The following is a 24,474-nucleotide window of genomic DNA, read 5'->3' on the forward strand; positions in this document are numbered from 1 at the left end:
GGGCGGCGCGCAAAAGTACACTGTGCCGATGATTTTATCGTCTGCCTTCATGAGCCCCTCGGCGGCTGTCACGCCGTGGCTGACTGCGGCCAGTGTGCTGGCAGCCTTGAGCTACCTCTGGGTGGGCCTGCGTGCGCCGGTCGCACGCGCCGCCAATGGTGCGCCCGAGCGTGCGCGGCTGGGCCTGGACTGGCCGGTTCTGCTGGCCTGGTCGGCGCATCTGGCCGCCCTGGTGCTGGACATCGCCGGCCTGGGCCAGGACCTGGTGGGGGCGCGTTTCGGCTTTGCGCCGGCCTTGTCGATGACGGTCTGGCTGGTGCTCAGCGTGTATCTGGTGGAGAGCCGCTTTTTGCCGCTGGCTGTGCCCGGGGTGCGCCGGGTGCTGGCTTTGCTTGCGATGGTGGTGGTGGCGCTGGCCTGGGTGTTCCCGGGCGAGGCGCGGCCGCTGGCCGGCTCGCCCTGGGCGCCGCTGCACTGGGTGCTGGGCCTGGCCTCTTACGGTTTGTTCGGTGTGGCGGTGCTGCATGCGGCCTTGCTGAGCCGGGCCGAGCGGCAGATGCGTCAGGTGGCCTCGGGCACCATGGGCCGGGCCGGCATGCTGGGCGCACGCCCCGAGCCGGGCCTGCCACTGCTGCGCCTGGAGCGCCTGACCTTTCAGTTTGTGGCGGCCGGGGTGAGCATGCTGTCTCTGGCCTTGCTGCTGGGGTGGTGGTTCACGCCACAGTGGCGCTGGGATCACAAGAATTTGTTCGCCGTGCTGGGCTGGCTGGTGCTGAGTGGCTTGCTGACCGGCCGCCAGGTCTTTGGCTGGCGCGGCCGGCGCGCCACGCGCTGGCTGTACTTCGGCGCCTTGCTCCTGCTGCTGTCTTACGCCGGCTCGCGCTTTGTGCTGGAAGTGCTGTTGCAGCGCGCGCCGCTGTGATCGGCGCCTGCTGATCGCCAGCCGCGCTGCCCGAGTCGCTGAACTGTTGTTTCGATTGCGTCCATGAAATATCTGCTTCTGATCATCCTGCTGGCCCTCCTGTTCTTTGTGCTGGGCTTCAAGCGCGCGCGCCCGGCCGCGCCGCCGGCCGAGAAGAAGAAACCCGGCCCGGCCACGCCCCAGGACATGCTCAGCTGTGCGCATTGCGGCCTGCATCTGCCGCGCGATGAGGCCTTGCCCGGCATGGGCGGGGTGTTCTGCAGCGCGGCGCATCGCAGCCAGTACGAGGCGGAGCACGGCGGCCCGCGATGAGCTTGGGCGCCATCAAGCGGGCGGATCCGGCCCAGTCCTGGTTCGGCCCGGGGCCGGAGCTGGAGGCCGCCGAGGCAGGCGATGCGGGCGAGTCGCAGTTCGACACAGGCAGTAGCCTCGGTGGCGCCTGGGACGCCATGCAGGCCGAGTCGCTGCACGAGGGCGCCGAGGATTCGCAATTCTTCTTCCAGCAGGCGCGGCGCCTGGTGCAAGCCGGAGGCAATGCGTTTTCGCGCCTGTACCGTGCGTTTCTGGCTGCGCGTGCGGCGCTGGGCCTGGTGCTGGTGGCCACGCAGGTGATTGCCGGGCTTCTGGGGGCGCCGCCGCCCCGCTGGACCCTGGGCCTTTGCCTGCTCTATGCCGCCGAGGCCCTGGCCTTGTGGCTGCTGCCGCGTTTGCAGCGAGGTGCCACGGCCAAGAATCTGGCGCGCATCTCCAGCCCGCAGTGGTGGGCCAGCATCGGCCTGGACCTCGGTTTGTTCGGCCTGCTCCATGCCTTCGATCGCCTGGCCGGGGTCAATTACGGCGCGCTCTTTGTGCTGCCGGTGCTGATGGCCGGCGTGCTGACGCCGCGCCTGCTGGCCTTGGCCACGGCGGCCATGGCGGCCTTGCTGATGCTGGCGGTGTCTGGCTGGGCGGTGCTGGAAGGCGCGGATGTGGGCCTGCGCATGACCCAGGCCGGCCTGGTCGGCAGCGGCTTTTTTGTGGTCAGCCTGCTGGCCAGCGAGCTGGCCGGGCGCCTGGCGCGCGAGGAGCGTGCGGCCCGCGGCAGCATGGAGCTGGCGCGCCAGCAGGCGCAGCTGAACCGGTTGGTGATCGAGGAGATGCAAGAGGGCGTGCTGGTGGTGGACCGGCGTGGCCGCGTGCGGGCGGCCAACCCGGCCGCGCGCATCCTGCTGGCCGATGGCGCGCCAGTGGCCGCAGCTGAGGCAGCGCCGGCCGGTCCGGCCATGGTGCGCAAGGCGCCATTCCGCCTGCGCGGCGTGCCGGCCTGGCAGCCCCTGGTGGCTTCGGTGGAGCAGGCCTTTGTGGCTGGCAACTGGCCCGAGCTGGGGCGCGATGTCAGCCTCAGCTTCCCCAGCGGCTGGCAGCGCAGCCTGCGCCTGCGCATGCGCTTCACGCGCCGGCGCGAGTCGCACACCACCGAGGATTTGTGCGTGCTGCTGATCGAGGACAACCGCCAGGTCCAGGCGCGCAGCCAGCAGGAAAAGCTGGCGGCCATGGGCCGGGTCTCGGCCGGCATTGCGCATGAGATCCGCAACCCGCTGGCCGCCATCGATCAGGCCAATGCCTTGCTGGCCGAGGACACCAGCGGCGAGCCGCGTGCGCAGCAGCTCACGCGCATGGTGGCCTCCAATGTGCAGCGGCTCAAGCGCATCGTCGAGGATGTGCTGGAGGTGGCGCCCGGCGCCGTGCCCACGCCCACGCCGGTCGATGCCAGCACCCTGGTCAACGAGACCTGCCTCGACTGGGCGCGCACCAACCAGCTGGCGCCGGGGCCGCTGGACCCGCTCAGCTGTGTCGTGCCCTTGCAGCCTTTGGTGGTCAGCTTCGACCCCGAGCACCTGCGTCGCGTGCTGGTCAATTTGCTGGACAACGCGCTGCGCCATGCCGACCCGGGGCCGGCTTCGGTGCAGGTCTTGCTGGAAGAAGAAGCGGCCGCCAGCGGCCCGGGCTGGGCGCGTCTGGTCATCTTCAACGCCGGCCGGCCGATCGCGCCCGAGGTGGAGCGCCATCTGTTTGAGCCCTTCTTCTCCACGCGCAGCCGCGGCTCGGGCCTGGGCTTGTACATTTGCCGGGAGCTGTGCGATCGCTACGGCGCCCGCATCGATGTGCAGCGCCGCCATGACCCGCAGTTGCCCGGCAATGAGTTTGTGCTGCGCTTGCGCCGCGTGCCGCCGCCGAGCACCCCGCCGGCTGCTTTCACCCCCTCCCCAACGAATTCGAGATGAGCATGAGTAGCAGCAGTTCGCCTGCAGCCGTCGGCCCCACGCACCGCCTGCTGGTGGTCGATGACGAACCCGATCTGCGCACGCTCTACGAGCTGACCCTGCTGCGCGAGGGTTATGAGCTGGAGACCGCCGGCAGCGTCAGCGAAGGCCTGGCGCGCCTGCAAGCGCAGAGCTACAGCGCCGTGATCACCGATATGCGCCTGCCCGATGGCAGCGGCCTGGATCTTCTGCACTGGCTGGAGCAGCAAGGCCGTGGCGAGAAGACCCTGGTGATCACCGCCTACGGCTCGGCCGAGAACGCCGTCGAGGCGCTCAAGGCCGGGGCCTACGATTACCTGACCAAGCCGGTGGACCTGCGCCAGTTCCGCCTGGTGGTGGCCTCGGCCTTGGGTCGTGTGCCGGCCGCGCCGCCGGTGGTGGCCAAGTCGCCGATCGCTGCACCTGCCGCTGCGCCGATTGCTGCACCCGAGCCTCAGGCATCACCTGTGGCCAAGACGCCGGCGCCGCGGGCTGCCGCAGCGTCCTTGCCGGCCAGCAACTCGGCTCTGTCCCGCCTGGCCGGGCAATCGCCGGCCATGCAGGAGGTGAGGGCCTTGATCGACAAGGTCTCGCGCAGCATGGCGCCGGTGCTTTTGCAGGGCGAGTCGGGCACCGGCAAGGAGCTGGTGGCCCGCGCCATCCATGACAGCGGTGTGCGGGCGCGCCAGCGCTTTGTGGCCGTCAACTGCGGCGCCATTCCCGAGCAGCTGCTGGAGGCCGAGTTCTTTGGCTACCGCAAGGGCGCGTTCACCGGCGCGCACGAAGACCGCGAAGGCTTCTTCCAGGCGGCCGATGGCGGCACCTTGTTCCTCGATGAAATCGGCGATCTGCCCCTGGCCATGCAGAGCAAGCTGCTGCGTTCCATCCAGGAGCGTTCGGTGCGGCCGGTGGGCGCGGTGGTGGAGGCGCCGGTCAATGTACGCATCCTCAGCGCCACCCACAAAGACCTCAGCGCCGAGGTGGCCGCCGGACGCTTCCGCCAGGACTTGTTCTACCGCCTCAATGTGATCCAGCTGCGCGTGCCGCCGCTGCGCGAACGCATCGAGGACGTGGCCCAGATCGGCGAGCGGGTGCTGCAGCGCATTGCCCAGGATGCCGGCGTGTCGCCGGTGCCGCGCCTCAGCGCCGATGCCCTCGAGCTGCTCAGTCGCTATGCCTTTCCCGGCAATGTGCGGGAGCTGGAGAACCTCCTGCACCGCGCCCTGGCCCTGTCGGGCGGCGAGTGGATCATGGCGGCCGACCTGGGCCTGCCCGAGGATGTGCTCGATGACTCGCAGCTCGGCGCGTTCGATGCGCTGGAGCCGGCGGAGGCCGGCGCTGTTGCAGGGCTGGGTGAATCGGATGAGGCGCTGGACCAGGGGCAGAGCCAAGAACTGCCTGCCGATCTGGCCGTCTACCTGGATGAGGTGGAGCGCGAGATCCTGCTGCGCGCCCTGGCGCGGCACCGCTTCAACCGCACAGCGGCCGGCGCGGCCCTGGGCCTGAGCCTGCGGCAGATCCGCTACCGCATGGCCCGCCTGGGCATCACGGCGGGCGACTGATCGCGGGGCCTTGAGATGCCCCTGATGCGGACTCGGTAAAAAAACGTAAGTCTGGGCGCTGGCCGCGCTGCTGCACGGGCCCTTGGCTGCCTGGATGGGCCGCGCCAACGGGGCTGTGGACCGGCTTCGGGCTGACGTGCTGGGGCTCGAATTCTGGCCAAGCGCCTTCGCGCCGAGCCAGCATTGACGCGCCTTGGCGAGCGATTTCGGCCGCCAGGCCTGATTCGATGCGGGTTGGCGCGCGCGTTGCGCGTGGCCATCGAATTCAGACCGTGATTTCCTGCTCAAAACAGGCGACAAGCCCCGGTTTCTCGGGCTTGTCGGGGGCTGAGGCATAGCGCGTTCATACGGGGTCGTCAACCGGATTGATACGCTATCGGTAGTGCTTGAGGGGGTGGTCGGCCCCAGATATAGTGTTCTTCATGGTATCCTTCAATCTTGGCTGCGGTGCTCTGGAGTCACCTCTTCACGCCTTCGGGCGGCAGGGGCTGGAGCAGGGCCCAAGACTTGATTTCGAGGCTTCGAACGGCGCTCGCCGACCCGCCGGTCGGTGCGGCAGCCGCGGCGAAGCAGGCGCCACCCGCCGATGGATCGCGGGTTCTTGCGTCAACCTCGCAGCAGTCGGCCGAGCCGGCCGGTGCTCCCCAGGAGCCCGATCCGCTTCGCGCCAGCAGCCGGAAACAACCATTGCCCGACCCGAGGCGGTCCGGCGTGTGCCAGCGATGCCCCTGACGGGCGCGCAACACGCCGCCGCCCCGCTATGTATTGACTGAATCAAACGTGACCTCACAAGGAAGATCCATGCAGACACAAGCCGCTCCCGCTGTGAACCCGGCGCCTGAAGGCGCCAGCCGCCTGGCGTCGTCCACCCTGAGCCTGGCCGCCCAGTCGGCGTTCCAGGCCTATCAGATCCTGCGCCGCAACGGCGCGGTGGTGGCCTTCGAGCCGAGCAAGATCGCCGTGGCCCTGATGAAGGCCTTTCTGGCCGTGCACGGCACGACCGGCGCGGCCTCGGCCAGCGTGCGCGAGACGGTGGACGGCCTGACCGAAGCGGTGGTGCGCGCCCTGCTGCGTTCGCGCCCGAGCGGTGGCACCTTCCACATCGAAGACATCCAGGACCAGGTGGAACTGGGCCTGATGCGCGGCGGCCATCATGAAGTGGCACGTGCTTATGTGCTGTACCGCGAGCGCCGCTTCCAGGAGCGCCAGCGCCAGGGTCTGGTGGAAACCGCGCCGGCTGAGAGCACGCTGACCGTGATCGACAACGGCCAGCGCGTGCCGCTGGATCTGCCCCATCTGCAAAGCCTGATCGTGTCGGCCTGTGCCAACCTCGGCGCCGATGTGAAGCCCGAGCCCATCCTGGCCGAGACCAAACGCAATCTGTACGACGGCGTGCCCATTGACGAGGTCTACAAGGCCTCCATCCTGGCCGCCCGTACCCTGATCGAAAAAGACCCGGGCTACAGCCGCGCCACCGCACGCCTGCTGCTGCACACCATCCGCCGCGAAGTGGTGGGTGGCGAGATCAGCCAGGAGCAGATGCAAGAGCGCTACGCCGAGTACTTCCCCAAGTACATCAAGAAGGGCGTGGCCGCCGAGCTGCTGGACGAGAAGCTGGCCCAGTACGACCTGGCCCGTCTGGGTGCGGCGCTGAAGGCCGAGCGCGATCTGCAGTTCGACTACCTGGGTCTGCAAACCCTGTACGACCGCTACTTCCAGCACATCGATGACAAGCGCATCGAAATGCCGCAGGCCTTCTTCATGCGCGTGGCCATGGGCCTGGCGCTGAACGAGATCGACCGCGAAGCGCGCGCCATCGAGTTCTACGAAGTGCTGTCCAGCTTCGACTTTATGTCCAGCACCCCGACCCTGTTCAACTCGGGCACGCGCCGCTCGCAGCTGTCGAGCTGCTACCTGACCACGGTGGCCGACGATCTGGACGGCATCTACGAGGCGCTGAAAGAGAACGCGCTGCTGAGCAAGTTCGCCGGCGGCCTGGGCAATGACTGGACCCCGGTGCGCGCGCTCGGCTCGCACATCAAGGGCACCAATGGCAAGTCGCAAGGCGTCGTGCCTTTCCTGAAGGTGGTGAACGACACGGCTGTGGCCGTGAACCAAGGCGGCAAGCGCAAGGGCGCCGTCTGCGCCTATCTGGAAAGCTGGCACCTGGACATCGAAGAGTTCCTGGAGCTGCGCAAGAACACCGGTGACGACCGCCGCCGCACCCACGACATGAACACCGCGAACTGGATCCCCGATCTGTTCATGCGCCGTGTCATGGACGGTGGCGACTGGACCCTGTTCAGCCCTTCGACCTGCCCGGACCTGCACGATCTGTTCGGCAAGGAATTCGAAGTCGCCTACACCGCCTACGAGGCCAAGGCCGACCGCGGCGAGATCAAGCTCTTCAAGCGCATGCCGGCCAAGGACCTGTGGCGCAAGATGCTCTCGATGCTGTTCGAGACCGGCCATCCCTGGATCACCTTCAAGGACGCCTGCAATGTGCGTTCGCCCCAGCAGCATGTCGGCGTGGTGCACTCGTCCAACCTTTGCACCGAGATCACGCTGAACACCAACGACAGCGAAATCGCCGTCTGCAATCTGGGCTCGGTCAACCTGGTCCAGCATTTGAAGGACGGTGGCGTTGACCACGAAAAGTTGAAGAAGACGATCGCCACGGCCATGCGCATGCTGGACAACGTGATCGACATCAACTACTACGCCGTCAAGAAGGCGCGTGACTCCAATCTGCGCCACCGCCCGGTGGGCCTGGGCCTGATGGGCTTCCAGGACGCGCTGTATGCGCTGCGCACGCCCTACGCCTCGCAAGAAGCGGTGGAGTTCGCCGACCGTTCGATGGAAGCGATCTGCTACTACGCCTACTGGGCCTCGACCCAGCTGGCCGAAGAGCGCGGCCGCTACTCGTCCTACCGCGGCTCGCTGTGGGACCGCGGCATCCTGCCGATCGACTCGCTGGAGCTGCTGGCCGAAGCCCGCGGCGGCTATGTGGAAGTGGACCGCTCGACCAGCATGGACTGGGATGCGCTGCGTGCCCGCATCGCCACCCACGGCATGCGCAACAGCAACTGCGTGGCCATCGCCCCGACCGCGACCATCTCCAACATCATCGGCGTGGACGCATCCATCGAGCCTTGCTTCGGCAACCTCTCGGTCAAGTCCAATCTGTCGGGCGAGTTCACCGTCATCAACGAAGCGCTGGTGCGTGACCTCAAGGCCCTGGGCCTGTGGGACGACGTGATGGTCATGGACCTCAAGCACTTCGACGGTTCGCTGCGCCGCATCGACCGCGTGCCGGAAGAGCTGAAGAACCTCTACGCCACCGCCTTCGAAGTGGAAACGCAGTGGCTGGTGGAAGCCGCCGCGCGCCGCCAGAAGTGGATCGACCAGGCGCAGAGCCTGAACATCTACATGGCCGGCGCCTCGGGCAAGAAGCTGGACGAGACCTACAAGCTGGCCTGGCTGCGCGGCCTGAAGACCACCTACTACCTGCGCACCATGGGTGCGACCCATGCCGAGAAGAGCACGGTGACCAAGTCCGGTCAGCTCAACGCGGTGTCCTCGGGTAGCGCGTCGGGCCTGTCATCGGCACCGGTGGCTGCTGCACCGGTGGCCGCTGAACCCGAGTTGCCCGCCACGGACATGAAGTTCTGCTCGATTGACAACCCCGATTGCGAGGCTTGCCAGTAAGCAGATGAAAAAGAGGCGATGTGAGATCGCCTCTTTTTGTCTGCGGCCCGCGATGTCAATGTTCATCGATGTCGCCGGTCTTTTGTATGCATAGATTTGAAGTTATGTGTTGAGCGTGATCTTGTGCGCGGAATCGAAAATTCGATGCAGCACAGCAACGCACAAGGCGTCTTGATGTCAAGAAGTCCTTGGTGTTTGAACACAACACTCTGATAATTCGACACGATAGGAAGTCCACCATGTTGGTTTGGGAAGAAGACCTGAAGCCTGCTGATTCAGCCACTGCAAATGCCGCATCCAGCCCCGCTGCGAATGCGCGTGTTGATGCCTCCGTCGGCGCCGCCCATCTGGCCGCCGCGGGCGCCGCCCCAGCAGCTGGCCTAACCTCCTCCTCACCCGCCACCGCGGCGGTGCTGGCATCGTCGCCGGCTCAAGCTGCCGAGCGCCGCGTCAAGGCCGCCGACAAGCGCATCATCAACGGCCAGACCGACGTCAACCAACTCGTACCCTTCAAGTACAAGTGGGCCTGGGAGAAGTACCTGGCCACCTGCGCCAACCACTGGATGCCGCAGGAAGTGAACATGTCGCGCGACATCGCGCTGTGGAAGAGCCCGAACGGCCTGTCCGAAGACGAGCGCCGCATCATCAAGCGCAACCTCGGCTTCTTCGTCACCGCCGATTCGCTGGCCGCCAACAACATCGTGCTGGGCACCTACCGCCACATCACGGCGCCCGAGTGCCGCCAGTTCCTGCTGCGCCAGGCTTTTGAAGAAGCCATCCACACCCACGCCTACCAGTACATCGTGGAGTCGCTGGGTCTGGACGAGGCCGAGATCTTCAACGCCTACAACGAAGTCAAGTCCATCCGCGACAAGGACGAGTTCCTGATCCCCTTCATCGACGCGATCATGGACCCGAACTTCCACACGGGCACGCAGCAAACCGACCAGACCCTGCTGAAGAGCCTGATCGTGTTCGCCTGCCTGATGGAAGGCCTGTTCTTCTACGTCGGCTTCACCCAGATCCTGGCCATGGGCCGCCAGAACAAGATGACCGGTGCGGCCGAGCAGTACCAGTACATCCTGCGCGACGAGTCCATGCACTGCAATTTCGGCATCGACCTGATCAACCAGATCAAGCTCGAGAACCCGCAGCTCTGGACGGCCGAGTTCAAGGCCGAGATCAAGGCCCTGTTCATGAAGGCCGTGGAGCTCGAGTACGCCTACGCCGAAGACACCATGCCGCGTGGCGTGCTGGGCCTGAATGCATCGATGTTCAAGGGCTATCTGCGCTACATCGCCAACCGTCGTGCCACCCAGATCGGTCTGGAGGAACTCTTCCCGAATGAAGAGAACCCCTTCCCCTGGATGAGCGAAATGATCGACCTGAAGAAGGAACGCAACTTTTTCGAAACCCGCGTCATCGAGTACCAAACCGGTGGCGCGCTGAGCTGGGACTGAGGTCGTTGAAGGCTGAGGCCTTCTTCGCTCCCGTTTCAGCTCGCCGAAAAAGATCAGAAGAAAGATGTGTGTATTGGCCAGTTCTGCGCGCCGCTGAACCGACAGCGGCTCGCGTGACCGGCACCCCCATTTGCCGTACCGGGGCACTCCTCCTGGGTGACATTCGGACGGCAAATAACTGCGCTGCAGCGGCCTCGCTGACTGTAGGCAGTGCTCTTTTCACTTGATCAAGGAGAACTGAAATGGCAACTGCGAAGAAGGCTCCGGCCAAGAAGGCCGCCGCTCCGGCGAAGAAGGCTGCTGCTGCGCCGAAGGCTGCTGCTGCACCGGCGAAGAAGGCTGCTGCTGCACCGAAGGCTGCTGCTGCACCGGCGAAGAAGGCTGCTGCTCCGGCCAAGAAGGCCGCCGCTCCGGCGAAGAAGGCTGCTGCTCCGGCCAAGAAGGCTGCTGCACCGGCGAAGAAGGCTGCTGCTCCGGCGAAGAAGGCCGCGGCTCCTGCCAAGAAGGCTGCTGCTCCGGCGAAGAAGGCTGCTGCACCTGCCAAGAAGGCTGCTGCTCCGGCGAAGAAGGCCGCGGCTCCTGCCAAGAAGGCTGCTGCTCCGGCGAAGAAGGCCGCGGCTCCTGCCAAGAAGGCTGCCGCTCCCGCGAAGAAGGCCGCTGCTCCCGCCAAGAAGGCCGCTGCACCGATCAAGCCTCCCGTGAAGAAGGCTGCTGCGCCGATCAAGCCGCCGGTCAAGAAGGCCGCCGCGCCGATCAAGCCGCCGGTGAAGAAGGCTGCTGCTGCGCCCAAGGCCGCTGCTGCTCCGAAGGTTGCTGCTGCAAAGCCGGCTGCCAAGAAGGCCGCTGCCAAGCCCGCTGCTGCCGCTCCGGCCGCCAAGACCGCGCTGAGCCCGCAAGCCGCTTGGCCTTTCCCCACCGGCAACAAGCCCTAAGTCGCGCGCTGCCGCGCCATGCAGGCCACCTCAGGGCGGCTTGCGGCGGCACCCGCTTCTTCTCAAACCCGGCCTCGGCCGGGTTTTTTCATGCCTGCACGCGATGCGCAGGTCGAAGCGCTTTAGCTGGAGCTGGGCAAAGGGGAGAGCGGCGATCGGGCGCAGCGGCGACCCGCTGGCCGCGCGCTCCGCTGAGGCTCAGGGGTAGAACAGCTCGACGCTGTAGCCGCTGACGGCCTTGTCGCCGGTGGTCAGCAGGGCTTGCACGGGCAGCTCGGTCGCTGCGGCAAGTGCATCCTGGCTCAGATTGAAGTCCTTGGGCGCGAGCGCGCGGCGCGCGATCAGCTGGCCGTTGGCATCGGTCAGGCTCAGCTCCACCCAGGGCAGGGCGAGCTCGTATTCGCTCTTGTTGCGCAGGGTCAGGGCCAGCTTGTAGTGGTGCCCCGAACCGGCTTGGCTCAGTGCGCTGGCGTCGACGCTGAAGCTGTCCAGGCGCTGCCAGGGCTTGATTTCGCAGTGGGCCACGGCACAGAAGGCTTGCAGATCGGCGCGCAGCTGCGGGTAACGGGCCACCAGGGCGTCACGGAACTGCCAGGTGGCCTGCAAGCCCAGGGCTGCCAGCGCCAGGCCGCAGAGCAGGCCCAGGCTGACGCGCACCCAGAGCCGGTTCCAGATCGTGGCCTGGCGCGCCGGGCGCATGAAGGTGGGCAGCTCCGAAGGCGCGCCACCGCTGTTGCTTTCGCCGCCAGCGGCTGTGCCTTCTGGTTTCACCGCCTTGGTGGCTTCAGCCTCGGCGGCGGCCAGCAACTCGCCGTTTTCGCCCAGGGTGGTGGGCTGAAAGCCGTGGTCGCCTTCGCCCGGGCTGTGTGGGGCTGGCGTGGCTTTTTGTTGCGCCAGCTGGGCCAGCTGGGCCTGCGCGCGCTGGCTGGCTTCGGCCGCAGCCAGCTCGGCCTGCAGCCGGGCCTGCTCTTCTTCGTAAGCCTGTTGCTGGATGTCGGCTTCGGCCTGGGCCTGGGCTTCCAGCTGAGCGCGCTGTGCACTCAGCCGGGCCATTTCCTGCTCGACCTCTTGCGCCACCTGCTGTTCCAGCGAGGGCTCGATCTCGGGCTCGGTCCAGCGCGGGGCGGGGTCCTTGGCGCCGCCCGCGTCGAGACCGGGCTCATCGACCCAACGGGGTTCGTGGCGCGAGTCCATGGCGGCCGCGACGATGGAGTCGTGGCCCGGGCGAGGCTCCTTGTGCGGTGGTGCAGCCGTCAGGTCCACTGGCCGCGGTGGCGGTGGTGCGTAGGCGGATGCCGGGATCGGGACCGGAGGGCTTGAGGTGGGCGGCGGGCTCGGCGCCCAGCGGCCATCGTCCTGCGTCGACAAATCGACCGCAGGTGTGTCGTGGGCAGGGGCGGGCGGCCAGGGCGGTGGGGCCTCGAGATCGATGTCGAAGAGCTGCTCGCGGGCGTCGAACACTTCGGCGCAGCGGCCGCAACGCACCCAGCCTTCCGAGACCCGGAGCTGGTCTTCCACGACGCGGAAAATGGTTCCGCAAGCGGTGCAACGGGTGGCAAGACTCATGGCGAGATCATGCCATGAGTCCGCCGAAGCTCAGGGCTAGGCAAGCCCGAACTCGATCGTGAATTCGGGCTCCGCACCACGCCCGAATCAAGCCGCAGGACGCTGGGCCGTCATCAGGATCCAGCCCTCTTCCTCGTCGCTGACCTCGAGCTTCAGCCAGGGGGCGTAGGCTTCCTTCAGCTCCTCGGCCTGGCGGGCCAGGATGCCGGCCAGGATCAGATGTGCGCCCGGGGCGAGGTGGGCCGCCAGCAGCGGCGCCAGCAGCTTGAGCGGCGTGGCCAGGATGTTGGCCATGACCAGCGGGTACTCGCCTTGCGCGGCATCGGGCAGGGCGGCCTTCAGTGCCACCTGGTTGGCCTTGGCATTGTCCTGGCTGGCGGTGATGGCGGCCGGATCGATGTCCACCGCATCGATGTTCTGCGCACCATGCAGGGCCGCGCCGATGGCGAGGATGCCGGAGCCGCAGCCGTAGTCCAGCACGCGGGTCCAACCGGGGCTGAGCTCGCTGTGCGTGGCGATCCAGCGCAGGCACATGCGCGTGGTCGGGTGGGTGCCGGTGCCGAAGGCCAGGCCCGGGTCCAGGCGCATGACGCGCGTGGCCTGGGCCGGGGCTTCATGCCACGACGGCACGATCCAGAACTCGGGCGTGATCTCCACCGGCGAGAACTGCGACTGCGTCAGGCGCACCCAGTCCTGCTCGGCCACGGCTTGAATCGCCTGCACATGCACATCGGCCGCCCAGTCCTGGCTGAGGATCAGGGTGGCGCATTCGGTGGCTTCGTTCTCGTCCGGGAACAAGGCCTTGACCACCGAGCGCTGCCAGCCGCCGCGCGGCGCCGGCATACCGGGCTCGCCGAACAGGGCTTTCTCGGCATCGGTGTCGGCATCGGCGTCTTCCACCGACACGGCCAGCGCGTCCAGCTCCATCAGTGCGTCGCTGACGATCTCGACATCGTCCTCGCCGCAGATCAGCAGCAGTTCGTGCAGGGTGGCCGAGTTGGGTTCCTTGGCCGCGTCCGGTGCAGAAGAGGTGTCGTCGCTCATCGCTTGTGTTGGCTCATCCAGCCTTCGAGGTAATGGATGTTGGTGCCGCCTTCAATGAACTTGGCGTCGACCATCAGCTCGCGGTGCAGCGGGATGTTGGTCTGGATGCCTTCCACCACGGTCTCGCTCAGGGCGATGCGCATGCGGGCCAGGGCCTGCTCGCGGGTGTCGCCGTGGACGATGATCTTGCCGATCATCGAGTCGTAGTGCGGTGGCACGACGTAGTTGGTGTAGACATGCGAATCCACGCGCACACCCGGGCCGCCCGGTGCATGCCACATGGTGATGCGGCCCGGCGAGGGCGTGAACTTGAAGGGGTCTTCGGCGTTGATGCGGCACTCGATCGAGTGGCCGCGCATGGTGATGTTGCGCTGGGTGAAGGGCAGCTTCTCGCCGGCCGCCACCTTGATCTGCATCTGCACGATGTCGATGCCGGTGACCAGCTCCGTCACCGGATGCTCGACCTGCACGCGGGTGTTCATCTCGATGAAATAGAACTCGCCGTTTTCGTACAGGAACTCGAAGGTGCCGGCGCCGCGGTAGTTCATCTTGCGGCAGGCGGCGGCGCAGCGGTCACCGATCTTCTCGATGATGCGGCGCGGAATGCCGGGTGCCGGTGCTTCTTCGAGGATCTTCTGGTGGCGGCGCTGCATGGAGCAATCGCGCTCGCCCAGCCAGACGGCGTTCTTGTGCTCGTCGGCCAGCACCTGGATTTCCACATGCCGTGGGTTTTCCAGGAACTTTTCCATATAGACCTGCGGGTTGCCAAAGGCTGCGCCGGCTTCGGTGCGGGTCATCTGCACCGCGTTGACCAGGGCCGCTTCGGTGTGCACCACGCGCATGCCACGGCCACCGCCGCCGCCTGCGGCCTTGATGATGACCGGGTAGCCGATGGCGCGGGCGATCTTGATGATCTCCTTCGGGTCTTCGGGCAGGGCGCCGTCCGAACCGGGCACGCAAGGCACGCCGGCGCGGATCATGGCCTGCTTGGCCGAGACCTTGTCACCCATCATGCGGATGGATTCGGGCGTCGGGCCGATGAAGGTGAAGCCGCTGCGCTCCACGCGTTCGGCAAAGTCGGCGTTCTCGCTCAGGAATCCATAGCCGGGGTGGATGGCTTCGGCATCGGTCACCTCGGCGGTGGCGATGATGGCCGGCATGCTGAGGTAGCTCTGCGAGGACGGCGCGGGGCCGATGCAGACGGCCTCATCGGCCAGCTTCACATACTTGGCGTCGCGGTCGGCTTCCGAGTAGACGACCACCGACTTGACGCCCAGCTCGCGGCAGGCGCGCTGAATCCGGAGGGCAATCTCCCCCCGGTTCGCGATCAGAATCTTCTTGAACATCGCAAATCCTTATTCGATGACGAACAAGGGTTGGCCGAATTCGACGGGCTGGCCGTTTTCGCACAGCACCTTGGTGATCGTGCCGCTGAAGTCGGCGTCGATCTCGTTCATGATCTTCATCGCTTCGATGATGCAGATCGGCGAGCCTTCCTTGATCGGCTGGCCGACTTCGGCGAAAGGCTTGGCGTTCGGGCCTGAGGCGCGGTAGAAGGTGCCGACCATGGGCGACTTCACCACATGGCCGGTTTCGGCCGGAGCTGCAACAGGCGCGGCCGGTGCGGCGGCCACCGGGGCTGCGGCCACAGGGGCGGCAGCCACCGGCGCGGCGGCGGGCGCGGCCATCATCATGGGCACGGCCACCGAGCCGTCCGACTTGACGATGCGGACCTTGCCATCGGCTTCGGTGATTTCGAGTTCAGAAATATTCGACTCGGACACCAAATCGATCAGGGTCTTGAGCTTGCGCAGATCCATAGAATTTCTCCAGCGATTGATATTTATTGTTGGAAAACAAAGGCGGCTTCGTGAGCCGCCACCCTCGACGACTCAGGGCTGCGAGTGCTGCTGCAGCTGTGTCAGTGCGTAGCTCAGGGCCAGTTGGTAGCCCTGCGCGCCCAGACCGCAGATCACGCCGACCGCGAGGTCGGACAGATAGCTGTGCTGGCGGAACGCTTCGCGTTTGTGAACGTTGGACAGATGGACTTCGATGAAAGGCAGGGCCACGGCGGCCAGCGCATCACGAATGGCCACGCTGGTGTGCGTGTAGGCGGCCGGATTGATGATGATGAAGCGGCTGCCGTCCTGCGCGGCGGCCTGGATGCGATCCACCAGGGCGCCTTCGTGGTTGCTTTGGAAGGATTTTAGTTCATGCCCAGCATCCGCCGCCATTTTCAGCAGATCAGCGTCGATCTGCGCCAAAGTCTGCGATCCATACACCGCTGGTTCCCGGCTGCCCAGGAGGTTCAGATTGGGTCCATGAATGACGAGAATTTGCATCGGCGTGGGCTGAGGCGCATCCCGAAAGATTTAGAGCCGCAGCACTAGAAACGAAGAAGGCCGGACTTTACGCGTTTTAGGGGCCGTTCGACGCAGGTCGGTGTAAATAAATTGCTTGACCCTTTTTCCCAAATGCGCTTGCCTTTTGGGGCGGATCCGGCCGGCTTGGCCGCCCTGGATCAGCTGAGATTCAGCGTTTTGCAGCCGGTGAAGCCGCCATCTCGCGCAGCTCGGCCAGGCTGGTGGCACCGGTTTTGCGCCATTGGATCAAGCCGTCGGCACCCAAGGCCACGCTGAAGGGCAGGCCGCCCTGGCTGTTGCCGAGTGTGCGTGCCAATTGCGTACCGGTCAATCCGGCCAGGCCCTGGGGGAAGTCCAGCGGCAGCTTTTGCAGGAAGGCGCGCACCGGGGTCGGTGCGTCGACGGCCAGGCCGACGACCTGCCAGCCCTGGGCCTTGAACTCCCGCTGGAACTCGGCCAGTTCGGGCAGCTCTTTCACGCAAGGCGGGCACCAGGTGGCCCAGAAATTGATCAAGAGCTTCTGTCCGCGGAAGTCGGCCAGGCGCAGCTCGCCGCCTTCCGGGCGCTCGAAGCTCGCCGCCCAGAGCTCGGTCTCGGCGGCCGGCAGGCTGGCCGCGCCTGCCGGTGGCAGGGCGGCGCTTGGCGCTGACCCGGCCGGAGCGGGGGCTTGCGGTGCGGTGCGAATGCCCAGGTAGAGGCCGCCCAGACCGGCGGCGCCGGCCAGGGCGCGCAGGGCCCAGCGGCGCCCGCTGGAGACCGGCGGGGTGTCGCTGCTGCTGGTGGCGGGGGGCTGCTTGCTCATGGCTGGTGATTGCTTTCAGTGTCGTCGGGTTCGTCGAGCAGGCGTTGCAAGGCGGACAGATCGCCGCGTTCGCTGCGTCCGCGGCTGTCCAGCTTGAGGGCGCCGCGCAGGTCGTCGAAATCCAGAATGCTCAGATGCACCGTGATCTGCTCCTGCAAGGCGCGGCAGGGCGCGGCCAGGGAGAGCACATCGATCTGCCGGCCGCGGGCGTCGTGGCTGGCGCCGACCTCGTAGTCCACGCCCAGATTGATCAGGGCGATCTCGGCGGCCTTGCTGTCGTCGCAGTAGAGCTGCAGGTGGATGTTGTTCAGCCGGGTGGCCGTGCCGCGCCAAACGGCGCCGCAGAGATGAGGGCGGAACTCGGCCAGCCGAGCCATCCACTGCGCCGCCAGCTCGCGCAGGGCGCGCAGCTCGGCGGGTTGGGTGTCGCTGCAGAAGATGGACAGGTACTCGCGCACCTCGTCTTCCAGCTCTTCATTGCTGGGCAGGGCGGCGCGGCCGTGGCGGCTCAGGCCCAGCGCCTTCAGCGCGCGCTGCTTGGCCGGGCCGTATTCCAGGCCTTCTTCCACCACCAGGCGGGCGGCGGTGGCGGCGATTTCTTGGCTGAGGGTGGATTCGCTGGACATCGGGCTCAGGGTAGCTCAACCGCGGGCATGCGTGCTTCGATGGTCGCAGCACGCGACAACACGTAGGGAGATGCGGGGCGTTTTTCAAAGCGCTTGGGCGCCGGCAGCATCACGGCCAGGCGGGCGGCCTGGTTGGCCCCCAGCCGGCTGGCGTCCAGGCGGAAGTAGTGGCGGGCGGCGGCCTGGGCGCCGAACAGGCCTTCACCCCATTCGACGTTGTTCAAATAGATGTCGAGGATGCGCTGCTTGCTCAGCAGGCCTTCCAACATATAGGTGATCAGGATCTCCTGACCTTTGCGCACGAAGTTGCGCTCGCCGCTGAGGAATAAATTCTTGGCCAACTGCTGGGTGATGGTCGATCCGCCCACCACCTTGGCCGGCTTCACGGCCTTGGCGGTCGGGCCGGCTTGGGCCAGCTTCTTCTCCAGCTTGGCCTGGGCGCGCTGGTTGCGTTCCCAGGCTTTTTCCAGCGCGTCCCAGTCCACGCCGCTGTGCTCGGCAAAGCTGGCGTCCTCGCTGGCAATTACCGCGCGGCGCAGCTGGGGCGAGATCGCCTCGCCATCGACCCAGGTCTGGCTCCAGGGCAGGGCGCCTTGTTCGGTCAGGATGCGCCAGGCCTCGGCCCGCTGGAAGGTGGTGGATTGGGGCGCCAGCACATTCATCAAGGCGATGCGGCCTGCAAAGTAGAGCTGCAAGGCCAGCGCCCCCAGCAGCAGCAGGGCGGCCAGCCGGGTGAGGAATTGCCAAGGCTTCATGGCTTTGAAGCCAGTTCCTGGCGCAGGGCTTGCAGCACCGGGCCGGTGTCCGGCCGGATGCCGCGCCACAGGGCAAAGGCTTCGGCCGCCTGCTCGACCAGCATGCCCAGGCCGTCGCGGCCCTCGGCGCCCTGGGCCGCGGCCCAGCCCAGGAAGGGCGCGGCGGCCGGGCCGTACATCATGTCCAGTGCCAGGGCGCCGGGGGCCAGCACGCCGTCCGCCACCGGCACGGCAGCGCCGGCCAGGCTGGCGCTGGTGCCGTTGATCAAGACCTGGAAGCCGCTGCCGCAGCCTTGCAAGCTGCTCGCCTGCAGGTCCACGCCGTGCTGTGCCGCCCATTCGGCATGCTGGGCCACCAAGCTGGCGGCCTTGTCCACGCTGCGGTTGGCCACGGTGATGGCGGCCGGCCGCGCCGCGATCAGGCTGCCCAGCACGCCGGCCGAGGCGCCGCCGGCGCCCAACAGCAGGATGCGCTGGCCGGCCAGGCGGCGGCCGGCATTGTGCTCGATGTCGCGCACCAGGCCGGCGCCGTCGGTGTTGTCGCCGAACCAGTCGGGCTTGCCGTCAGCGGCCGTGTCGAAACGCAAGGTGTTGACCGCCCCGGCCAGGCGGGCGCGCTCGCTCAGGCGCGAGGCCAGGGCATGGGCTTCAAACTTGAAGGGCACGGTGACATTGCAGCCGCGCGCGCCACCGGCGGCAAAGGCTTGGATGTGCGCGGCAAAACCATCGAGCGGGCAGAGCAATCGCTCGTAGCGCAGCGCCTGGCCGGTCTGAGCGGCGAACTGGGCGTGGATGGCGGGCGAGCGGCTGTGGGCCACCGGGTTGCCGGCCACGGCATACAGATCCATCGCAGGCGCACTCATGGTTGCGGGCTCAAGCTGGTTTCCAGGCCGTCCTCGCGGGTGAAGCGGAAGCGCGAGGTGATGACCAGCACTTCGGCGCCCTTGCGCATGGCCTGGCTGAAATTGCCGAAAGGGCTGGCGGCGCGGACGATGGCCACGGCCCGGCGGTCGAGGTTGTTGTTGCCCGAGGAGGCGACGATATCGGTCTCGATCACGCGGCCGCGGTGGTCCACATGGATGTTCATGGTCAGCTCGCCGTAGAGCTTGCGGCCTTTGTAGGTGGGGAAGTCGCGCGTGCCGCGCGCCTCGACCTTGCGCCGCAGGCTGTCGTAGTACTGGGCGTAGACCACCTCGCGCGTGGCCGGGCTGACATAGCGCTTGCGCGGCCGCGCGTTCTCTTCGTTGACGCGGCGCTCGATCTCGGCCAGCAGCTGCACCAGTTGGCGGCGGCGCTCGGCCTGCTCGCGCGCTTCGGCCGTGCCGCGGTCGCGTTCCTGGTCGGGCAGGGGCAGCAGGGCCAGCTCGCGCCGCACCCGGGCCAGCAGCTGCTGTTGCTGTTGCTGCAGCTCGGCGATCTGGGCGTGCTGCACCTCGTTCGCCTCGCCCACCTCCAGCAGCTTGGACGGCGGCAGGGGCGAGGTGGCGCGGCCCGTCTCGGCCTGGCCGCCACCGGCCAGATTGGCCTGAGCCAGGGCCATGGCCTTGGTCGGTGCTTCGGTGCTGCGGCTGTTGACCAGCACCACCTCCAGCGGCGTCTCTTCGAACAGGCGGTTGAAGTTCTCGGGATCGACCCAGCGGAAAGCCAACAGGCCGGCGTGCAAGCCGGCCGAGATAAACAACGCGATCTGGAGGGTGGAGAACTTGCCGCGCCGCATCGTCGTCAGGTCGCAGCCGCCTCGGCAGACGTTCCGCCGCCCGTGCCGGGGCTGTCGCCCTCGCCCTCGCCGCTCATGTCCAGCGCCAGGGTCAGCGGCCCCGCGCCTTCCGCGGCCTCGTCGTCTTCGGACTCGGCAGCCGGGTCTTCGCCCGCGCCGGCGTCTTCGGCCTCCAGGCGCTCGATCAGGGTGGCGTGCACATCCAGCGTCATCTCATCGGTGCCGGTGATGCGCACCCGCACATGCGCGCCGCGCGGCAGCGGCTCGCAGCCCAGGGCCTTGAAGACCAGGGGCAGGGTGTCGGCGCGCACCAGGCCGTCCTTCATGACAGTGGCGGTCAGCTCGGTGATCTCGTTCTGCACCAGATAACGCAGGGTCCAGAAGCGCTCGATGCCGTTCTGGAAGCCGTTGTAGGCGGTGTAGGCCGCGTCAAAGCCCGAGATGATGGAGAACAGCTGCGCGTCCTTGGGCTTGAACGGTGCCACCAGGGCGGCCGTGCGGCCGTTCTTGGCGCAGGCAATGATCTGCCACTGGTTGACCAGGTCCACATAACGGCGCAGCGGCGAGGTGGCCCAGGTGTACTGCGCCACGCCCATGCCGGCGTGGGGCAGGGCCTTGGTGCCCATGCGCACCTTCACGCCCGGCGCCATGCTGGCCTGGCTGCGGTAGATGCCGGGCAGGCCCATGTCATTGAGCCAGCCGCCCCAGGTGGAGTTGGCCAGGATCATGGCCTCGGCCACGATCAGGTCCAGCGGCGAACCGCGTTGGCGGGTGCTGATGCTCACCACTTCGCTGCCATCCGGCTCGCGCTCGCCGTTGGAATCGAGGCGGAAGTTGTAGTCCGGCCGGTTGAAGTTCTCGGGCTTGCCGCGCACGACCTCGCGCTGTGCCTTCAGGTGGTTGGCCAGGCGGAAGGTGAAGGCCAGCTCGGGCGCGAAGGCGTAGTCGGCCGGGGCGGCGCCGGTCAAGGTGTCGGCGGTGATGACGCCGTCCAGCTTGTCGTGGCGCAGATTGGCCTTGATGGGCACGCGCTCCAGCTTTGTCTCGCTGCCGGTCACGGCCAGCGTGGCCTCGTCCATGGTGACGTAGAGCGACACCGCCGGGCAGTCGCGCCCTTCGATCAGCGTGTAGGCCTGCACCACCTCGTCCGGCAGCATGGTCAGCTTCCAGCCGGGCATGTAGACGGTGGACAGGCGCTCGCGCGCCACCTTGTCCACGGCCGAGTCGGGCTGGAAGGCCAGGCCCGGCGCGGCGATGTGCACGCCGAAGACGATGGTGCCCGTGCCCAGACCCTGCACCGACAGCGCATCGTCGATTTCGGTGGTGGCCGAATCGTCGATCGAGAAGGCCTGCACCGGCGACAGCGGCAGCTCGTCCTTGATCTCGGGCGCCTGCAGGGCCGGGAAACCCGTGCCCTTGGGGAACTGCTCGAACAGGAAGCGCTTCCAGTGGAACTGATAGGGGCTGGCGATGGCGCCGGCCGACTTGAGCAGATCCAGCGGCGCCTTGTGCGAGCGGCGCGTGGCCTCGACCACGGCCTTGTACTCGGGGCCGTTCTTGTCGGGCTTGAAGAGGATCTTGTAAATCTGGTCGCGGATCGCGTCGGGGCAGCGGCCGGCGGCCAGCTCTTCGGCCCAGGCTTCGATCTGCAGCGCCTGCTGGCGCTTGCGTTCGATGCCCAGCAGGGCGGCCTTCACCACCTCTTCGGCTGCCTTCTTGAACTGGCCCTTGCCGGCGCGGCGGAAGTAATGCGGCGCTTCGAAGAGGCGGAACAGGGCCGCCGCCTGGTGCGTCACCCCGGCCTTGGCGTCGAAGTAATCGCGTGCCAGATCGGCGAAGCTGAACTCGCTGTCGGGCGCGAACTCCCAGGCCAGGTCCAGGTCGATCTCCTGGGCCAGGCGCTGGCCTTCCGCGATCAGCTCCGCCGGGGCGGGCTTGTCGAACTTGAGCAGCACATTGGCTGCCTTCACTTTGACGCGCTTGCCCGACTCCAGTTCGATCTGCATCGAACTTTCGGCTTCGGACATGACACGGCCGGCGAGGAATTTTCCGGCTTCATCGAACAGGGCAAACATATGGGCGGCATTGTCGCTGATCAAACCGCTGCTTTTGGCCGCGCCCGCAAGTGGGGCGGTGCAATGGCCCGGAACGAGCCGGCGCACGGAGGTGCGTGGCGAGCCAGTTCTTGACCGCGTCTGCACTGAGCCGGCCGATGTCAGGCCGGGCCTCCCGATGTGGTTCGCCCGAGGGCGGCCCAGGCCGGGCCAAACTTTCGGCATACCTGCGAGCACCAGCGGACACCTAAGATGACCCGGTTGTCTGGGTTTTTGTCATCTTGTTGTCAAGTTCTGTTGGAGCTTTCGATCGTGATTCCTCTCTTGAAACAAAAAGCAAGTTTGCTCGCACTCTGTCTGGCGGCTTCGGTGAACGGCGCGTTTGCGGCTTCACTCGCGCAGCCTCCCTATCCCGCCACCCCGCTCAAACCCGTCACCGATGTCTATCACGGCACCGCCGTGGTCGACCCCTACCGCTGGATGGAGGACATGAAGTCCGCCGAGTTCCAGACCTGGCTGCGCGCGCAGGCCGACTACACCAAGGCTGGTCTGGCCCAGCTGCCCGGCCGCGCCGCCTTGCGCGAGCGCCTGGGCCAGCTCTCCGACGCAGGCGAAAGCACCGGCGGCTACAAGTCCGTGGCCGGCCAGCTCTTTTATATGAAGCGCGCGCCGGGCCAGAACCAGTCGCGGCTGTGGCTGCGCGCGGGGGTGGAGGGCGCCGAGCGCGAGCTGCTGGACCCGAACAACATCCCCGGCGAGCCCGGCAAGCATGCGATCGACTGGTACACGCCCTCGCCGGACGGCAAGCGCCTGGCCATCGGCCTGTCCAGCGGCGGCTCGGAGAACAGCGTGCTGCGCGTGCTCGATGTGGCCAGCGGCAAGTTCTTGAGCGAGGCCATCGCCCACACCGGCCTCAACCAGTTCGGCGTGGCCTGGTTCAAGGACGGCAGCGGCTTCGCCTACAACCGCCACCCGGCGGAAGAGCGCTACAACAAGAGCGCCGTCTTCCTGCACAAGCTCGGCGCCGATCCGGCGCAAGACGCGCCCCTGTTCGGTTGGGAGGTGAACGCCCAGGAGAAGCACGCCCTGGCCGATCTGCCCTACGTCTATCTGAGCAAGGACTCGCGCTGGGCCCTGGCCGAGGTGCTGCATGGCGATGCGGTCGAGCGCTCCTACTGGGTGGCGCCGGCTGAGGACCTGCTCAAGAAGGGCGCAGCCACCCCCTGGCGCCGCATCATTCGCCCGGAAGACAAGGTCACGGAGGCCACGATCTCGGGCGACCAGATCTATGCCCTGAGCCAGAAAAAAGCCTCGCGCCGCGAGCTGCTGCAGCTGGACCTGCGCCTGCGCACCACGCTCTTCCGCCCCCTGCTACCGGCGGGCGAGAGCGTGCTGCAGGACATCAAGCTGGCTGGCGACGCCGTCTACGTGAAGGCCCTGGATGCCGGCGTGAGCAAGCTCTGGCGGGTGGAAAAGAACATGCCCGGCAAGGGCAAGAAGCCCGCCATCTCGACCGTGGCCTTGCCGTTTGAAGGCACGCTGCGCGAGATCAGCCCCTTGCCCGGCGGTGAGCTGCTGGTGCTGCACGAGGGCTGGACCCAGCCGCCGCAAAGCCTGGTCTTGACGAAGCCCGGCGCCGCTGACGCATCGGCGCGGCGCGTGAACCTGCAAAAGCCGGTGGCCGTGGACACCTCGGGCGTGCAGGCCGAGCGCGTCATGGTCAAGAGCCATGACGGCGTGATGGTGCCCTTGTCCATCATGTCTTCCAAGAGTGCGCCGCGCGACGGCAAGCGCCCCACCATCTTGATCGGCTACGGCGCCTACGGCTCCACCCAGGAGCCGCGCTTCGGCGCCACCCGCCTGGCCTGGCTGGAGCGCGGCGGCGTCACCGCCATCTGCCATGTGCGCGGCGGCGGGGAGCTGGGCGAAGAATGGCACCGCGGCGGCCATATCCTGACCAAGCAGAACACGGTCTCGGACTTCATCGCCTGCGCCGAATACCTGATCGCGCAGAAGTACGCCTCACCCGCCACCCTGGCCGGCACCGGCGGCAGCGCCGGCGGCATCACCATCGGCGGCGCCATCACCCAGCGGCCTGACTTGTTTGCCGCGGCTCAGAGCGCGGTCAGCCTGTCCGACATGCTGCGCATGGAAACCACACCCAACGGTGCGCCCAATATCGCCGAGTTCGGCACAGTGACCAACCCCGCGCATTTCAAGAGCATGTATGCGCTCAGCCCCGTGCACCGCGTGCGCGACGGCGTGAACTACCCAGCCGTCATCGTCACCACCGGCGCCAACGACCCCCGCGTCGAAGCCTGGATCCCCGCCAAGTTCGCCGCCCGCCTGCAAGCCGCCCAACCCGAGCGTTACGCCAGCAAGCCCGCGCTGCTGCGCGTGGACTTCGAAGGCGGCCACGGCATGGGCTCGGGCGTGGCGCAGCGCCTGGACGAGACGGCGGATGTGTGGAGCTTCTTCCTGTGGCAGTTTGGGGATGAGGGGTTTGCGCCGAAGAGGTGAGGGTGCATATAGGGGAGGGCGGGTGACGCGCAAGCGGCGTGCCCGTCTTGCTCTGCCCGGTTCTGCGCCAGGCGTCGTAAGCACCCAAAGTTGTGGCGCGAGATAGACGAGGCCTGCATTGGCAATTCAAGCGATTGCTTCCAGTAGCCCAGTCACGGCAC

Annotated in this window: 19 protein-coding genes; 8 read left to right on the top strand and 11 right to left on the bottom strand. The window is 67.0% G+C overall.

Features of this window, described 5'->3' with window-relative positions:
* Positions 1 to 28: 28 nt before the first annotated feature.
* The 7 genes from OOB33_RS09275 to OOB33_RS09305 all read left to right on the top strand — a co-directional run bounded on the left by OOB33_RS09275 (position 29) and on the right by OOB33_RS09305 (position 10,866).
* Positions 29 to 922, top strand: coding sequence for a cytochrome C assembly family protein (locus OOB33_RS09275; RefSeq protein WP_271008455.1), 894 nt, complete (start codon positions 29 to 31; stop codon positions 920 to 922).
* Between the two features lie 63 nt (positions 923 to 985).
* Positions 986 to 1,234 carry a PP0621 family protein gene (locus OOB33_RS09280; protein ID WP_102767837.1) on the top strand — a complete coding sequence of 83 codons (249 nt, stop codon included), beginning with the start codon at positions 986 to 988 and terminating at the stop codon, positions 1,232 to 1,234.
* Entirely contained in the window at positions 1,231 to 3,186 is a 1,956-nt protein-coding gene (locus OOB33_RS09285) for a sensor histidine kinase (RefSeq protein ID WP_271008456.1), read from the top strand. The genes OOB33_RS09280 and OOB33_RS09285 overlap by 4 nt, the downstream gene beginning before the upstream one ends.
* A gap of 2 nt (positions 3,187 to 3,188) precedes the next feature.
* Complete coding sequence (locus tag OOB33_RS09290) at positions 3,189 to 4,766, top strand: sigma-54-dependent transcriptional regulator (RefSeq protein WP_271008457.1); 1,578 nt, start codon at positions 3,189 to 3,191, stop codon at positions 4,764 to 4,766.
* 801 nt (positions 4,767 to 5,567) lie between these two features.
* Positions 5,568 to 8,474, top strand: coding sequence for a ribonucleoside-diphosphate reductase subunit alpha (locus tag OOB33_RS09295; RefSeq protein ID WP_271008458.1), 2,907 nt, complete (start codon positions 5,568 to 5,570; stop codon positions 8,472 to 8,474).
* 239 nt (positions 8,475 to 8,713) lie between these two features.
* Positions 8,714 to 9,934: a ribonucleotide-diphosphate reductase subunit beta gene (locus OOB33_RS09300; protein WP_102767833.1), complete on the top strand. Its 1,221-nt coding sequence runs from the start codon at positions 8,714 to 8,716 to the stop codon at positions 9,932 to 9,934.
* 242 nt (positions 9,935 to 10,176) lie between these two features.
* Complete coding sequence (locus OOB33_RS09305) at positions 10,177 to 10,866, top strand: hypothetical protein (RefSeq protein WP_271008459.1); 690 nt, start codon at positions 10,177 to 10,179, stop codon at positions 10,864 to 10,866.
* A gap of 198 nt (positions 10,867 to 11,064) precedes the next feature.
* Here OOB33_RS09305 and OOB33_RS09310 read toward each other — a convergent pair whose 3' ends face one another.
* From OOB33_RS09310 to OOB33_RS09360, 11 genes are all read right to left on the bottom strand, one after another.
* Complete coding sequence (locus OOB33_RS09310) at positions 11,065 to 12,432, bottom strand: DUF3426 domain-containing protein (RefSeq protein ID WP_271008460.1); 1,368 nt, start codon at positions 12,430 to 12,432, stop codon at positions 11,065 to 11,067.
* Positions 12,433 to 12,519: 87 nt separating this feature from the next.
* On the bottom strand, positions 12,520 to 13,419 hold the full coding sequence (prmA, locus tag OOB33_RS09315; RefSeq protein ID WP_102769589.1) for a 50S ribosomal protein L11 methyltransferase: 900 nt from the start codon (positions 13,417 to 13,419) through the stop codon (positions 12,520 to 12,522).
* A gap of 53 nt (positions 13,420 to 13,472) precedes the next feature.
* Complete coding sequence (gene accC, locus OOB33_RS09320; RefSeq protein WP_102767830.1) at positions 13,473 to 14,822, bottom strand: acetyl-CoA carboxylase biotin carboxylase subunit; 1,350 nt, start codon at positions 14,820 to 14,822, stop codon at positions 13,473 to 13,475.
* Positions 14,823 to 14,831: 9 nt separating this feature from the next.
* On the bottom strand, positions 14,832 to 15,296 hold the full coding sequence (gene accB, locus OOB33_RS09325; protein WP_102767829.1) for an acetyl-CoA carboxylase biotin carboxyl carrier protein: 465 nt from the start codon (positions 15,294 to 15,296) through the stop codon (positions 14,832 to 14,834).
* A gap of 72 nt (positions 15,297 to 15,368) precedes the next feature.
* Positions 15,369 to 15,818, bottom strand: a complete 450-nt coding sequence (gene aroQ, locus OOB33_RS09330; protein WP_102767828.1) for a type II 3-dehydroquinate dehydratase — start codon at positions 15,816 to 15,818, stop codon at positions 15,369 to 15,371.
* Positions 15,819 to 16,008: 190 nt separating this feature from the next.
* A complete protein-coding gene (locus OOB33_RS09335) occupies positions 16,009 to 16,641 on the bottom strand; it encodes a TlpA disulfide reductase family protein (protein WP_271008461.1) in 633 nt (210 codons plus the stop codon).
* Positions 16,638 to 17,267 carry a hypothetical protein gene (locus OOB33_RS09340; protein ID WP_271008462.1) on the bottom strand — a complete coding sequence of 210 codons (630 nt, stop codon included), beginning with the start codon at positions 17,265 to 17,267 and terminating at the stop codon, positions 16,638 to 16,640. Before OOB33_RS09340 ends, OOB33_RS09335 begins: the two co-directional genes overlap by 4 nt.
* A 5-nt stretch (positions 17,268 to 17,272) precedes the next feature.
* Positions 17,273 to 18,022, bottom strand: coding sequence for a transglycosylase domain-containing protein (locus OOB33_RS09345; protein ID WP_102767825.1), 750 nt, complete (start codon positions 18,020 to 18,022; stop codon positions 17,273 to 17,275).
* Positions 18,019 to 18,885, bottom strand: a complete 867-nt coding sequence (gene aroE, locus OOB33_RS09350; RefSeq protein WP_271008463.1) for a shikimate dehydrogenase — start codon at positions 18,883 to 18,885, stop codon at positions 18,019 to 18,021. The genes OOB33_RS09345 and aroE overlap by 4 nt, the downstream gene beginning before the upstream one ends.
* A complete protein-coding gene (locus OOB33_RS09355) occupies positions 18,882 to 19,739 on the bottom strand; it encodes a cell envelope integrity protein TolA (RefSeq protein ID WP_271008464.1) in 858 nt (285 codons plus the stop codon). Before OOB33_RS09355 ends, aroE begins: the two co-directional genes overlap by 4 nt.
* Before the next feature lie 5 nt (positions 19,740 to 19,744).
* Positions 19,745 to 21,814 carry a ribonuclease catalytic domain-containing protein gene (locus OOB33_RS09360; RefSeq protein WP_271010033.1) on the bottom strand — a complete coding sequence of 690 codons (2,070 nt, stop codon included), beginning with the start codon at positions 21,812 to 21,814 and terminating at the stop codon, positions 19,745 to 19,747.
* Between the two features lie 348 nt (positions 21,815 to 22,162).
* Between OOB33_RS09360 and OOB33_RS09365 the strand changes: the two genes are divergently transcribed.
* Positions 22,163 to 24,313: a prolyl oligopeptidase family serine peptidase gene (locus OOB33_RS09365; protein ID WP_271008465.1), complete on the top strand. Its 2,151-nt coding sequence runs from the start codon at positions 22,163 to 22,165 to the stop codon at positions 24,311 to 24,313.
* Positions 24,314 to 24,474: the final 161 nt, after the last annotated feature.

The organism is Paucibacter sp. B51 (assembly GCF_027863535.1).
Classification (GTDB): Bacteria; Pseudomonadota; Gammaproteobacteria; order Burkholderiales; family Burkholderiaceae_C; genus Paucibacter_A; species Paucibacter_A aquatilis.